Origin of the sequence: Streptomyces sp. NRRL F-6676, assembly GCF_000725625.1 — a bacterium.
Classification (GTDB): Bacteria; Actinomycetota; Actinomycetes; order Streptomycetales; family Streptomycetaceae; genus Streptomyces.
The window spans coordinates 81,095-93,806 of the sequence record NZ_JOHS01000015.1 but is presented as its reverse complement, the minus strand read 5'-3'; the positions used below and the strand labels follow the sequence as shown (position 1 = coordinate 93,806).

The 12,712-nt window shown below is 70.2% G+C and carries 12 protein-coding genes; 2 read left to right on the top strand and 10 right to left on the bottom strand.

What is annotated here, in order from left to right; genetic code table 11:
• The first annotated feature begins 58 nt into the window (after positions 1-58).
• Both IO29_RS12710 and trxB read left to right on the top strand, forming a co-directional pair.
• On the top strand, positions 59-481 hold the full coding sequence (locus tag IO29_RS12710; RefSeq protein ID WP_030379267.1) for an arsenate reductase ArsC: 423 nt from the start codon (positions 59-61) through the stop codon (positions 479-481).
• Positions 478-1,452, top strand: coding sequence for a thioredoxin-disulfide reductase (trxB, locus tag IO29_RS12705; protein ID WP_030379266.1), 975 nt, complete (start codon positions 478-480; stop codon positions 1,450-1,452). Before IO29_RS12710 ends, trxB begins: the two co-directional genes overlap by 4 nt.
• Positions 1,453-1,668: 216 nt before the next feature.
• Here trxB and IO29_RS12700 read toward each other — a convergent pair whose 3' ends face one another.
• The 10 genes from IO29_RS12700 to IO29_RS12655 form a co-directional block, all read right to left on the bottom strand.
• On the bottom strand, positions 1,669-2,076 hold the full coding sequence (locus IO29_RS12700) for a hypothetical protein (protein WP_030379265.1): 408 nt from the start codon (positions 2,074-2,076) through the stop codon (positions 1,669-1,671).
• Positions 2,073-4,214 (bottom strand): integrase, encoded by a 2,142-nt coding sequence (locus tag IO29_RS12695; protein ID WP_030379264.1) that lies wholly within the window; start codon positions 4,212-4,214, stop codon positions 2,073-2,075. The genes IO29_RS12700 and IO29_RS12695 overlap by 4 nt, the downstream gene beginning before the upstream one ends.
• Positions 4,211-5,944 carry a hypothetical protein gene (locus tag IO29_RS12690; RefSeq protein WP_030379263.1) on the bottom strand — a complete coding sequence of 578 codons (1,734 nt, stop codon included), beginning with the start codon at positions 5,942-5,944 and terminating at the stop codon, positions 4,211-4,213. Before IO29_RS12690 ends, IO29_RS12695 begins: the two co-directional genes overlap by 4 nt.
• Positions 5,941-7,491, bottom strand: coding sequence for a site-specific integrase (locus IO29_RS12685; RefSeq protein ID WP_030379262.1), 1,551 nt, complete (start codon positions 7,489-7,491; stop codon positions 5,941-5,943). Before IO29_RS12685 ends, IO29_RS12690 begins: the two co-directional genes overlap by 4 nt.
• Positions 7,492-7,521: 30 nt before the next feature.
• Positions 7,522-7,647, bottom strand: a complete 126-nt coding sequence (locus tag IO29_RS40020) for a hypothetical protein (protein ID WP_267881977.1) — start codon at positions 7,645-7,647, stop codon at positions 7,522-7,524.
• Positions 7,647-8,477 carry a DUF3865 domain-containing protein gene (locus IO29_RS12675; protein ID WP_030379261.1) on the bottom strand — a complete coding sequence of 277 codons (831 nt, stop codon included), beginning with the start codon at positions 8,475-8,477 and terminating at the stop codon, positions 7,647-7,649. The genes IO29_RS40020 and IO29_RS12675 overlap by 1 nt, the downstream gene beginning before the upstream one ends.
• Complete coding sequence (locus tag IO29_RS12670) at positions 8,474-9,796, bottom strand: JmjC domain-containing protein (protein WP_030379260.1); 1,323 nt, start codon at positions 9,794-9,796, stop codon at positions 8,474-8,476. Before IO29_RS12670 ends, IO29_RS12675 begins: the two co-directional genes overlap by 4 nt.
• Positions 9,797-9,846: 50 nt before the next feature.
• Positions 9,847-10,992, bottom strand: a complete 1,146-nt coding sequence (locus tag IO29_RS12665; RefSeq protein WP_030379259.1) for an inosamine-phosphate amidinotransferase — start codon at positions 10,990-10,992, stop codon at positions 9,847-9,849.
• A 111-nt stretch (positions 10,993-11,103) separates the two neighbouring features.
• Entirely contained in the window at positions 11,104-12,150 is a 1,047-nt protein-coding gene (locus IO29_RS12660; RefSeq protein ID WP_030379258.1) for a fatty acid desaturase family protein, read from the bottom strand.
• Positions 12,151-12,284: 134 nt separating this feature from the next.
• Positions 12,285-12,563, bottom strand: a complete 279-nt coding sequence (locus tag IO29_RS12655; RefSeq protein ID WP_030379257.1) for a hypothetical protein — start codon at positions 12,561-12,563, stop codon at positions 12,285-12,287.
• Positions 12,564-12,712 lie beyond the last annotated feature (149 nt).

The window sequence follows — 12,712 nt, the reverse complement described above, 5'->3', positions numbered from 1 at the left end:
CGGGGGCTGAAGTCATTGGCGGCTGGGTTCCGCCATGCGACGAGAGAGAACGATCACCATGGCTGACAAGCCGTCCGTCCTGTTCGTCTGCGTCCACAACGCCGGCCGCTCCCAGATGGCCGCCGCGTGGCTGACCCACCTGGCGGGGGACCGCGTCGAGGTCCGCTCCGCCGGGTCCAACCCCGGCGATCAGGTCAACCCGGCCGCCGTGGAGGCCATGGCCGAGATCGGCATCGACATCTCCAAGGAGACGCCGAAGATCCTCACCGTCGACGCGGTCCGCGAGTCGGACGTCTGCATCACCATGGGCTGCGGCGACACCTGCCCGGTCTTCCCCGGCAAGCGCTACCTGGACTGGAAGCTGGAGGACCCGGCCGGCCAGGGCGTCGAGGCCGTGCGCCCGATCCGCGACGAGATCAAGACCCTGGTCGAGGGCCTGATCGCCGAGATCGCCCCCGCCAAGCCGGAGGCGACGGCGTGAGCGAGATACGCGAGGTCGTCATCATCGGCTCCGGCCCCGCCGGATACACCGCCGCCCTCTACACCGCCCGCGCCCAGCTGAAGCCCCTGCTGTTCGGCAGCTCCATCTTCGTCGGCGGCTCGCTGACCACCACGACCGAGGTCGAGAACTTCCCCGGCTTCCCCGAGGGCGTCGACGGCCCCGTGCTGATGGACAACATGCGGGCCCAGGCCGAGAAGTTCGGCGCCGAGATGATCGACGACGACATCGTCGAGGTGGACCTCACCGGCGACATCAAGCTGCTCACCGACTCCGCAGGCACCGTCCACCGTGCGAAGACGGTGATCATCGCCACCGGCTCCGGCTACCGCAAGCTCGGCCTGCCTCACGAGGACGAGCTGTCCGGTCGCGGGGTGTCCTGGTGTGCGACCTGCGACGGGTTCTTCTTCCGCGACCGCGACATCGTCGTGGTCGGCGGCGGCGACACCGCCATGGAAGAAGCCACCTTCCTCACCCGCTTCGCCCGCTCCGTCACCGTCGTCCACCGCCGCTCCACCCTGCGCGCCTCCAAGGTCATGCAGGACCGGGCGTTCGCCGACGACAAGATCTCCTTCGCTTTCGACAGCGAGATCGCCGAGATCAAGGAGACGAACGGCATGCTCGGCGGCGTCGTCCTGCGCGGCGTCTTCACCGGCGCCACCCGCGACCTCGATGTCACGGGGCTGTTCATCGCCATCGGCCACGACCCGCGCACCGAGCTGTTCACCGGCCAGCTCGACCTCGACGGCGAGGGCTACATCCAGGTGGCCTCCCCGACGACGCGGACAAGCCTGCCCGGGGTGTTCGCCGCCGGCGACGTCGTCGACCACACCTACCGCCAGGCCATCACCGCCGCAGGCACCGGCGCGGCAGCCGCCCTAGACGCCGAGCGCTACCTCGCCGCCCGCGGCACGGCCGAAACCGAGCCTGCAACCGCTGCTGTCCCGGCCTGAGCAACACTCCCAGGCGGGGCCGTCCGGAAGCTCCGGGCGGCCCCTCGAGCTCGGCAACTGGTCCGTCGACATTCTCGCCCGCGTCCAGTCGAGCCAGGCCAAGGACTACGTCCGCGAGTTCAATGGCGCCCTCGCCCACTGGCGGCGCAAGCCGGCCGTCCGCGAGTTCGTCCCCCCGCGAGGAGCTCGGCGTCGCCGCGTGACGGCCCGCTCTCTTTAATCGCTGGAGGGGCGGAGCGGGATGACGTTGTCGGGGGCAGGTTGGTCCTGGCTGTCGGGTCGCCGGAGGATGAGGACGGCTGCTGCGAGGGCCATCTGCTCCGCTCGATGCCGGGAGGCGGCTTCGGCCGCCCGGGAGTCCTTGAGAGCTTCCTTCAGGCGGACGACCTCTTTGCGAAGCCGCTTTTCGACTTCCGGCGTCTGGTGCGTTTCCGTACGCACCCGCGCGTAGAACTCTTCCTTGAGGTCAGCATGGCGCTTCTGCAGCGCCATACGGTGGACACCGGCCTCTGCGGCGAGCGCGACCGCCGTGAGGCTGCCGTTGGAGCCGGTGGGCTGGCCGGCCAGGAGACGGTCCATGGCCGCGCGGATGCGGGTCCGTTCGTCCTCGTGCTGCAGGTTCATGCGACGGCCTCCTCGGCAGGCTGGGCAGCGGCGTCGTGGGCGTCGGCGAGAGCGCGGAAGCGGCCGGCGGTCCTGCGAAACCGGTCGCCCAGGGGCTGAGGCACGAGGGCTGCCTTCGCATCGAGCCGATCAGCGTGCTCTCGAGCGGCCTGCGCGTGACTGTCGGTGCGAATCGCGTTGCCGCAGCCGAGCTGGCAGGCGAATTGGTTGGGTGCCGTCGCCCCGGGGTCCGGGTCGCACAGGGCCGTGTCGCGCTTGAAGGCGCAGATGAGGAACGAGTCCGGGTTGTCGAAGAGGACGAGGCCATCGCGCGCGAGGAACTTGGCAGCGGCCTTCGGGGTGGTCAGGGCGCCTTCGAAGCCGGGGATCGAGGCGGCTCCGATGAGAGCCCGTCGAGCAGCGGGACCGGAGATCTTCTCGCCGGCCGCTGCGGCGTCGCGCAGCCGGGCTGCGGTCTGCGCGGCGGCGAGCGCGGTTTCGACGTCGAGCTCCCCGTGGAACCCCCGACGCTCGCGACTGCCGTAGCCGGTAGAGGTGCGGGCGTCCAGGGCGGTGCGCATGTGCCCGTACTGGATGGCGAGGGCGACCAGGCCGCCGGGGCGGCGGGCGATGTGCCAGGCCAGGGTTCTGCGCAGACGGCTCAGTCCCAGATTGCCGTGCGGGTCCTCCGGGACCGCCTGGGCGGGCAGGCCCTGGGCGGTGGCCTCCTGGTTGATCCATGCCACGAGATTCTCGACCCGGCGGCCCAGGCTGGCACGCTTCAGCGCCCCGTGGTGCTTGCGCTGGCCGACGATGTCGTGGTGGGTGGAGCTGAGCAACAGCTCGCCCTTGGGGACGATGCGTTCCAGGACACGGATGGCGTTCACGACCGGGGTGATCGCAACCCAGGGGACGGCACGCTCCTCACCAGCGGAGATGTGGTGGCCGTCGGAGTCGCGGACGTTCTTGTAGTGGTGGGCTCGGATCAGATGCCGCGGCATCGAGCCGTCCTCGTTGGGTTCCGGATCGGGGCAGCAGCCGGACCGCAGCGATTGGGCTTCCTGGGGGCGCATCCCGGTCAAGTACAGGATCACGATGGCGGCGGCCGTGGCCAGGTGCCGTACCAGGATCGGCGTCTCCTCGTAGTCCATGAACTCGCGCCAGGGCCGCCCCTCGATCCGGCCCGTCACCGGCACCTGCATCGGGCTGGGGCCGGGCCGCCGGGCGACGAGAGCACGCAGCCCGCGCCGAAAGGCGAAGTCGTGGACCTGGTTCCAGCTGGCTCCCGTGACCGCGGCGACGTAGTGGTGGGCCAGGGTGATGCCGTGCTTTCGGCTCACGGTGGCGGGCAGGAGGGCTCCGGAATCGAGCAGTGGCTGCAGATAGTTCTTGACGGCTGCCAGGCCCCCTCGGGTGCTCGGGGTGGCCTTCACGCGGGCGTGCATGCGGCGGCGCTCGTCCCAGGCGGCCAGGATGTCGTCGGAGAAGTCCTCGACCAGGCGGATCGACCAGGTCAGCAAGGGGCCGATCACGGTTGGGTGCAGCGGCTCGGTCTTGTTCTCCCCACTTGCCTCCCCGGTGGCGGCCGGCAGGTAGTCGTCGATGCCCTCGCTCTCCCAGGGCGGCTGCGTGACGCCGCAGGGGCTGAGGGACAGCTGGTCGAAGGCCCACAGGTCCGAGAGCCAGCGCAGAATCGTCTGGGCATGATCGCGCGTGCAGCCGCTGGTGCACTTGGAGGCGTACGCCTTCCAGTGCTCCACGGTGCAGTCGCTGAGCTGGGACACCTCTTGCCGGTCGAGCCAGCGCGCGAACTTCAACCACTGCAGGATGTTGTCGCGCATGTTGGTCACGCCGTCGCGTCCCCGGTTCTGAAAGCCCCGTTCCTGTACGTAGGTGGGGCGCAGCTCGCCGTTGATCAGGATCCAGATGAGGAGCCTGAGCTCGCTGCGCAGGGAGGCGGGGCACCTCCTCAGAGCGATCTTGTGGATGCTGTCCCCGGGATTGTCGATCAGCGGTCCCATCGACCAGACGTCGTCGCTGTAGCGGGAGTTGGGGTGGGGGTTGCCGGCGCTGATCCACCGGTCCAGGACCACCGGGCTCTCCGGCCCCGGCAGGGGAAGGATGTAGGGATCGGCCTCGAGGGTCAGAGCTGTTGTCACGGGGCGAGGTCTCCCTTGAGCAGGTGGTCGACGATCATGTGGTCGCGGTCGGTGATGCGGGCCAGAGCGGCGTCCCAGGTGCTCTCGTTGACCTTCGTCCGCAGGTCATCGAGTCGCTGGAGGTGCTCGTCCCATCGCTTTCGCCAGAGTTTCTCCGGCCAGCTGGAGCGGAGCGATATCAACTGGCGGCGCAGCAGCGCGAGGCGCGGGTGGTGGCCGGTGTGGACCCGGGAGTTCTCGCAGGACAGGCAGAGCAGGAAGTCGGCGCCGCAGCCCCCGCTCGGGTCCGGCCAGGGGCTGGTCTCCTCGTCCGCGCAGCCCGCGGTCGCGGTCTCCTGGTGAGTCGCGTCGGCCGCGTCCGTGAGCCGCCCCTTGAAGGTGTAGTCGCGGGCCTGTTCGAGGGCTTCCTCGGCGCCGGCCGCGATCACGTCGACCGCGGCCTCCTGGACGTTCTCGTCGGGCAGGACGTAGACGCTCTCGTGGGTGCCGCGTTTGTGCTGCAGTGGCTTGCCCGTGGTGGTGATGGTGGTCCTGCGGGCGCGTTGGAAGGGCGAGCCGATCTTGTGACTTCTCGCCCAGACTCGTGCGTCGGCCTTGGACACCCCGAAGCACAGCGGGCCGACGTTCCGGGGCCGGTCCAGGTTGGAGTCCACGTCGGTACGGCGCCGGTTGCGCGCGACCATCAGCAGGTCGTGGCCAGGCGACAGGGCAGCGGCCAGGGCTCGCCCGTGCTGCGTGGCTTCCAGGGCCTGGGTGATGAGCCGGCCGGGCGAGTCCGCGCCGGAGTCGGTGTAGTTCTCCGTGTCGAACCAGCGGCCCTCGCCCGAGCGGCGCTTCTCCACCAGGACCTCGTAGGTGACCGTGGCAGTCTCTCCCGCGGAAGGGGTGATGACGGGCACGTGCAGACGGTCGTAGACCGACAGATTCCAGCCGTAGCGGTCCGTCATCATCACGGCCAGGGCCGTCAGCTCCGCCCGGCTCAGGAACAGCCGACCCGTCGTCTTCCCGCGGTTCTTTCCGCGCAGCAGCCCTTCGGCTCGGGTGTAGACCTTCCCCTCTTTGTCCGGGTATCCGGGCAGTTCGCCCGTGGCGGCGACGCACTCGAGGACCGCCCCGATCCTCCAGTCACGGCTGTCCGGGTCCAGTGCGCCCGACTGGTAGCGGGCGAGCAGCGCGGTGTTCTCCCGGATCCGCAGCAGCGCGGCCCGGAACTGCCGTTCGGCGGCCAGCAGCACCTGGTCGCGCTCCGATGGCCGGTAGGACTGCTTGGAGGGCTTGCCCTTCTTCGGAACGGGGCGGGCCAGCTCCTCGGCGGCCAGGCCCTGCGCCAGCCGCGGCTCGCGCTTCAGCAACGTACGGATCTTGGCCAGGGCCTCGCGCCCGCCGGGGGTGTCCTTGTGGTTGTTGCGCCAGAGCCGGAGCGTGGCCGAGGTGAGGTCGCCGAGATCGTCGGCCGGGTGGCCCTGCGCCTTGAGGAACCGGGCGAAGACCTCAATGGACCGCCAGTACGACTCACCGCTCGCGTGGCTGTTCCACCCCATGGACTGCGCAGCGAACGCTCGCGCAAGGGAGGAGCGCATCGGCTGGGGCACGGTGATCGCGGCGAAGTCGAAGACGCGCCTGAAGCCTTCCTTGTTCAGCACGGTGACCTGCAGCCCGTCGGCGGCTATCCGCTCGGTTGCCTGGAAGTCCGGCGGCGGCAGGACCGCCCGGCGGCCCCGCCCACTCACGATGCCGCCGCGACGGGCCGGGCCTCGACCAGCCGCTCGATGTCCTGGATCCCGGAAGTCTCCCGGGCCAGCCGGGCGAACAGACCGTTCAGGTCCTTCGTCTCGTCCATCTCACCGTGCTCGTCCTCGGTGTCGAAGGCGAGGATCGACTCCAGCTGCAGATGCATGACCGGACGAAGGTAGTGCTCCTTCGTCGTCTCAACGTCCTTGTGCCCCAACAAGGTCTTGACCAGCCACCACGGGTCGCCGTAGAGCTGGGCGAAGTCGCGCCGGTCTGCGGCGGTCAGCCCGTACTTCTTGTCCATCAGCTCGTTGAGCAGGATCAACATGTAGAGCGCCATCGAGTGCCGCATGGAGTGGGGTGTCGCGTACGGGACCTTCCCGCGGATCTCCGCGACCCGGAGCAGCCGGGGCGTCTCTCGTTCTTCCGGGGTCAGCAGAGCCTGTTCGCAGCGTTGGTTGGCCTGCCGGAACACGGTGTTCCAGCGGTCCGGCAGCATGGGCATGCCCTGCTCGGTCATCCACAGCCACGCCGGCTCCGGGCCCTGTGGTCCCTCGATGAACAGCCACTGCCGCTCGCGCCAGTCGAGCAGGCTCAGGTCATGTCGCCCTGGGACGCCGTCGCGGTTGACCCAGTGGACCCTTGGGGTGAGGCCCGTCGTGACCTTCGTGATCAGCCGCATCAGCGGCAACTTCTCGTAGCGCCCCTGGGCTTGCGCCCGTGCGACGGCCCAGGCCCGCTCCGACTCCGCGTAGGCGCTGACCTGGCGCAATGATTCGACGGACGCGTAGAAGGTCCGATCTCGCTTTGACCGTGACAGCGCTCTGGCCATCTGCCCGTGGCAGTAGCGGCCCGAGCGCAGCGGGCGGGCCGGCACTTCGAACGTCAAGATGGCGCCGGATTCCTGCCTCCGCAGTCCCGAGCTGAGTGTGAACCCGACGAACGAGGTATTCCGAAGCTCGGTCCGCCCGTCCCAGCCCGGCACCGGTGCCCCGTCGGGACCGAGGCGGCGAAGGCCCACGTCCTGCCAAAGACCCCAGGTCCGCGGTGTCAGCCACGACACTCGGGAGCTGCGGGCGTCCGCTGCGCGGTCCACCCGGCGCTGGCTGTCCACCGGCAGTGGCGTGACCTTCGCCCACCGGTAGAGCCGTGTGAAAGCCGACGCTTCCCGATCCCACTTCGTCCCGCTGATTCGGCTTGGGTTGAGTGGCGAGTCGCACCGAAATTCCCTATACGCGCGCAAGTCGCTCTCGGTCGCCTGCCGCCACGGGATCCCGCGTCGCCACAACCAAGTCAGCAACAGCCGGATATCCAGCGCGTAGTTCCGCCGAGTTTCCCGCTCCAGAGGATGGAATTCCGAGGAGAGCACGAATTCCAGCAGCTCGGGATCGACCACGAAATCAGGCCGTACAAAGACCGGATCGCCCGGCTGAAGCCCTACCGCGGCCACCGCTGCCGGCAAGTCGCGGACCCCCAGCACCCCCTCCTTCGGCAGCGGCCCCCACCGCTCCGAATCCGGCACGAACACCAACCACCACTCGTCCATCTGCCACCCCTGTGAGTCCCTTGAACTCACTCAATCATCAGGGAAGCACAGGTGCGGATAGACGGCCTCACCCTTGACGGTGAAGCGGATCTTTCCGCACAGGCATCCGCCGGATCGCTCCTGGGCGGCGGCGACGATGTCGGGGGTGGCGTTCATCAGTTCATCTCCGAGGCGCGGTGGGCCAGTTGAGCCCACCAGTGTGTCATCCCCTCCGTGATCGTCAGCCAGCCGTCGAGGGCCTGGGGCAGGTCGATGTGGAAGGTTTCACTCTCCTTGATGAACCTCGCCAGGCCCTCGATGTGGGCGGCCTCGACGCTCATGCCGCCGACCTGGGCGGCCTCGTGCTCGTCGTCGAGGTGGAGTTCGTAGTAGTAGTGCAGGGCCTTGAGCTCGCTGCCGCTGCGGCCGATGGTCAGCTCGCCGTAGCGGTTGGTGATGTCGCGCAGGATCTCGGTCTCGGCGATCGCCACGGCCTCGGTGGCGTAGTAGGCGCCGGCGATGTGGCTGGGCATGTGCGAGCCGACCATCCACTGGTGGAGGTTGACCAGCGTCTCGGTCTCGGGGGCGGGCACGTGGCCGTTGACGAGCAGGCCGAGGTCGGAGAGGAGCGCGTTGGTGTAGAGGACGTAGTGCGCGGGCACCTTGCCGCGCTCGCCGCCCTCCTCCAGGTGGTTGCGGCGCAGCTCGTGGGCGAGCTCAGGGCAGTAGCCCTCCACGGCGGTGGCGGCCGCCTTGAGGTACTGGGCGTTGTAGCGGGCGAACACCGAGAGTTCCTCGATGTACATCCGGGCCTGGCGCTCGTTGAGGTCGGCGGCGCCGACCTTCTCGGCGATCCGCGCGTACACCCAGTCGACCAGCGGGGCCAGGTGCGCGGTGACCAGGGCGGTTCCGGAGGTGAAGTTGCCCAGCAGGGTGCCGTTGACGGCGCTCTGCGTCTCGGGGTGGGCCTTCAGGTAGGCCTGGACGAGGCTGTTGTCGGGTGTCATGCGTCGGCGTCCTTGAGGTCGGAGGGGCGGGGGGTCAGGTGCAGGCCGCCGGTGGCTCCCAGGGCGCGGACGGCCGTCAGGAGTTCGGCGTTGTCGGGCAGGACGAGGGTGTCGCCGCGGTTGAGGGCGGTGACGGTGTCCCGGTCCAGGCCCGCGCCGTCGAGAGCGATCCCCGGCTGGTGGCCGCGCAGCAGGACCTGGTGGGAGTCGCCGTCGTCGAGCAGGGTGGTCACCTGGTAGGGGGCGATCACGCGGATGCTGGCGCCCGGCGTGACCTGCTCGGGGTCGAAGGCGTCCGCGGCTTCCTGGCGGGAGAGGTCGCCCTCGACGAGTTCCCAGCCGCCGTTGCTCAGCAGCGTGGCCCACCGCTGCTCGGCGTGCCGGCCGGCGGCGCCGCGGACGCGGTCGGCGGCGACGGTCAGCAGTTCGCGGCCGACGCCGGCCAGCCGGTCGGCGACGGCGCCGGGCCCCGTGGCCGTGTCCGCCATCGCGGAGGGCTCGTTGAGCGGGTCGTCGGGCCCGTCACCGGCCAGGTCGGCGAGGACGTCCGGGATGATGCGGCTCTGCAGGATCTGCGCGTACGGGTAGGTGTACAGCGGCATGGCCACCGAGACGGAGAAGGTGTCCTGGGTGCCGACGTGGAAGACCCGGCGGGGCAGGAAGAGGGCGTCGCCCGGCTCCAGCAGGAAGTGCTCGGCTTCCTCCAGCAGCGCGCGGTAGTCGCCGTAGGTGGGCTCCTTGCCGCCGGTGAGCTTCTCGTACTGCTCGGCCGGCCAGCAGTAGAAGTTCTTGGCGTTGGGGCCGAGGTGGACGAGGAAGGCGTCCTCGTAGCCCTCGTGGATCCCGAAGGCGGTGCCCGCGTAGTTCCCGGCGAAGGCGACCTGTTCGGCGCCGCCCAGCGGCAGGCCCCACCCGTCGATGAGGGTCTTGAGGAAGGTGCCGAGGCCGGCGGCGAGGGCGGGGCTGACGGTCTCCAGGTTGTTGATGACCAGGGAGAACCGCTCGGCGGCGGCGAGGTTCTGCATCCACGGCACGAAGGCGTCCACGCCTCCGTCCCAGGACGGGGCGGTCAGCGCCTGGGGCAGGAGGTCGTCGCGGCGGTCCTCGCCGACGTAGACGCGGGCGTGCGCCTTGATGTCGGTGCCGGCGGCGTGGGCCCGGCGGATGGCCTCGAACCCTGCCAGGACGTCGTCGGGGCCGGCCGCCGTGGCGGGGATGATGCCCTTGAACAGGAAGGGCGTGGTCCGTCCGGTGGTGTGGTCGGGGAAGGTGCTGGTCCAGAAGGTCTGGTCGGGCGGCCAGGGGTAGGCGGTGTCCATCAAGGATCTCCTGACGTCGGGGCGGAGTGCCGTGTTCGGGGGCGCCGGGCTTAGCTGAGGTAGTCCTCGGGGCCGCCGCGGCGGACGGTGTCGAGGGTGAAGCAGTGGAAGCCGCCGCCGAACAGCCGCCGGTGGCGGTGGCGGACCGGGACGACGGTGAACCCCCGGCGCTCCAGGACCTCGATCAGCTCGGGGTACAGGGAGTTGACGACGACGGTGTTCTCGTCGATGGACAGCAGGTTGATGTCCATGTACCGGCTGCCGATGGGGATGACGAAGCCGAGGTCGCTGTAGTCCGGGAAGTTGCTGTCGTCGGTGTCGGGGGCGTAGATCACGTCCCAGGACTGCATGGCCTTGGGCAGGTACTTCAGGTAGGCCGGGGAGCGCAGCAGCATCAGGCCGGGGCGCAGCGGGACCAGGACGCTGTCGATGTGGTTGTCGGCCATGGCGTCCAGGCGGTGGAACCGCAGGTCGCGGATGTTGTCCCTTAGCCAGCGCAGGGCGAGTTCGTGGTTGTGGTTGGCGACGTTGACAAGGACGTCGCGGCCCAGGCGCATGCACTGCGCGCCGTCGAAGACCATCTCCAGGCCCAGGCCCTCGATCGCGCCGGCGCTCTCGCCGTCGGTGGCGCGGCGGACGTCCAGGTTCTGGCGGGTGAAGTAGGCGGTGTCCAGGGAGTCGCGGGCCAGGGCCGGGCGCGGCATGCTCAGCCAGTTCGCCCCGTCCTGGTAGTAGCGGTAGAAGGCGGGCTTGAGCAGGTCGTTCTCGAAGATGCGGGCGCGGACGTGGGGCGCGGTCTCCACGATGGTGTTGCCGAGGATGATGGTCTGGTCGCGGACGTTGAGCGGCGGGGTGGCCCTGGCGTCCCAGTGCGGGGAGCGGATGTCGATGTCCTTGCCGGGCGCGGCGGGCCGCAGGACCTTCACCCCGCATCCGGTCAGGGCCTCGGCCAGGCCGGCGATGTCCTCGTTGAGCTCGTCGACCAGCTGGGTGGGGATCGGGAGGAGATCCTCCCCCGACGGGCTGGTGTGTTGACCGAGGACGGGGGCGACGTTGTCGTAGAAGAACAGCCGCCACGAGGTGTCGGTGTGGTGGGCGTCGTAGTGCTCGGCGCGGCCGAGGAGGACTTCGTCGAGCCGGGTGAACTCGTCGAAGCTGTTCAGGGCCGGCGGCGAGGTGGGCGCGGGCTGGGGCATGGTGGGCCGCCTCCTCGGCGGCGGGCGACGGCGCGCCCTCGCCTGCGGCGCGCGGGTGCGAGGCCGGGGTGGGCGGTGCCGTACGGGGTTCGAGGTCGGGCGAGGACGAGGTCAGGCGGCTGAGGCGTGCCGGGGCGGGGTGCAGGCGGTGCCGGGGGCAGCGGCGAGCCGGGTGATGATGTCCTCGATCACGCACGGCTGGTCCGGGGTGGCGCGGCGCCTGAAGAAGTAGCCGGAGCACCAGGGAACTTCGCCGAAGCGCGGCAGGTGCTGCGCGGCAAGGGCGCGGGCCTCGGGCAGGCGCCGCCAGGGGATCTGCGGGCACCAGTGGTGGATGGGGTGGAACATGTCGTCCAGGTGGCCGCCGAGCAGGTGCCGGGTGAGCCAGTGGGAGGTCCAGCCCCGGGTCTGCAGGAGGACATCATCGTTCTCGATCAGCCCGGCGTGGTTGCCGAGATCGGTGATCCAGGTGACGACGGGCCGTACCAGGACGAGGGGGAGCAGCCAGTAGAGCAGAAGGTAGAGCACGCCGCCCACGGGCCACAGCGCGGCGACGACGCTGGCCCACAGCACGGCCCGGGTGGCCAGGGCCCGCCAGGTCTCCCCCGGCGCGCGGGTGACCAGGGTCTGTACCGCGGTCTTCGGCAGCCGCCACAGGGCGTTGCGCACGATGACCTGTAGGACGAAGGCGCGGCGGCTGGGCGCTCGGCCCGCGGCGCGGATGTTGCCGGCGCGGTAGGACTGGAACATCGGGTCGTCGTCCGAGCCGAGCTTGGCGTGGTGGACGTAGTGGCTGCTGCGGTAGGGCTCGAAGCCTTCGCCGAGCAGGCCGGTCAGGAGGTAGCCGACGATCCGGTTGGCGCGGCGGGTGGCCATGAGCTTGGAGTGCACGCACTCGTGGCCGAGGTTGGAGAGATGGCGCTGGCGCACTCCGATGTAGCAGACGGCGAGCAGAGGGCCGACGACGTGACCGATGAGGTGGCCCGCTATCGCTGCGGCGGCGATCCCCATGAGGTCCCAGGCGACGTCCCACAGGCCGATGGTCGGGCGCCCGCAGAGCTTCTCCAGGTCGGCGATGAGCTGCTGCCCGAGGGCCTTGCGCACAGGGCCGGAGGCTCCGGTGCCGTTGCGGGTCCTGCCGGCGGCGGGGCTGCCCATCAGGTTCTCCAGTCGACGTGGTGCGGATGAAAGGAGGCCGGGCTCCGGCACGCCCCCCGAGGGGCAGGCAGCACGGGCAACCTGCCGTTGGGCAGGCGCGCCGGAGCACGACGAAGGGGTGGATCAGCCGCGCATCAGGCGGCGACGAGGGCGCTGTCCGGCCGCATGCCGGCCTTCAGCGCGGCGGCGTCGGGGCGCATCCCGAGCTTCATGTCCGCGGCGTCCGGCCGCATGCCGGCCTTCAGCGCGGCGGCGTCGGGGCGCATCCCCAGCTTCATGTCCGCGGCGTCCGGCCGCATGCCGGCCTTCAGCACGGCGGCGTCGGGGCGCATCCCCAGCTTCATGTCCGCGGCGTCCGGCCGCATGCCGGCCTTCAGGCCGGTGTCCGGGGTCATTCCAGCGGAAGCGGTCATCGAGTTCTCCCTGCTCGGTCGCGGGTGATCCGCGAGTCCGGGTGATCGGGTTATGGAACTGCCGGGCCGCCGGTCGGGTGAGGTGCTGAACCGTCGGCTCGGCACGCCGTGGTGTGGGCGCACGCCAGTGGAGGGGTCGCGCCGGAGCA

Bases quoted from the DNA above. Each gene is read 5' to 3' on its own strand.
- IO29_RS12710 (WP_030379267.1), top strand. From the start codon at position 59: ATGGCTGACAAGCCGTCCGTCCTGTTCGTCTGCGTCCACAACGCCGGC.
- IO29_RS12700 (WP_030379265.1), bottom strand. From the start codon at position 2,076: ATGAACCTGCAGCACGAGGACGAACGGACCCGCATCCGCGCGGCCATG.
- IO29_RS12685 (WP_030379262.1), bottom strand. From the start codon at position 7,491: ATGGACGAGTGGTGGTTGGTGTTCGTGCCGGATTCGGAGCGGTGGGGG.
- IO29_RS40020 (WP_267881977.1), bottom strand. From the start codon at position 7,647: ATGAACGCCACCCCCGACATCGTCGCCGCCGCCCAGGAGCGATCCGGC.
- IO29_RS12675 (WP_030379261.1), bottom strand. From the start codon at position 8,477: ATGACACCCGACAACAGCCTCGTCCAGGCCTACCTGAAGGCCCACCCC.
- IO29_RS12670 (WP_030379260.1), bottom strand. From the start codon at position 9,796: ATGGACACCGCCTACCCCTGGCCGCCCGACCAGACCTTCTGGACCAGC.
- IO29_RS12665 (WP_030379259.1), bottom strand. From the start codon at position 10,992: ATGCCCCAGCCCGCGCCCACCTCGCCGCCGGCCCTGAACAGCTTCGAC.
- IO29_RS12660 (WP_030379258.1), bottom strand. From the start codon at position 12,150: ATGGGCAGCCCCGCCGCCGGCAGGACCCGCAACGGCACCGGAGCCTCC.
- IO29_RS12655 (WP_030379257.1), bottom strand. From the start codon at position 12,563: ATGACCGCTTCCGCTGGAATGACCCCGGACACCGGCCTGAAGGCCGGC.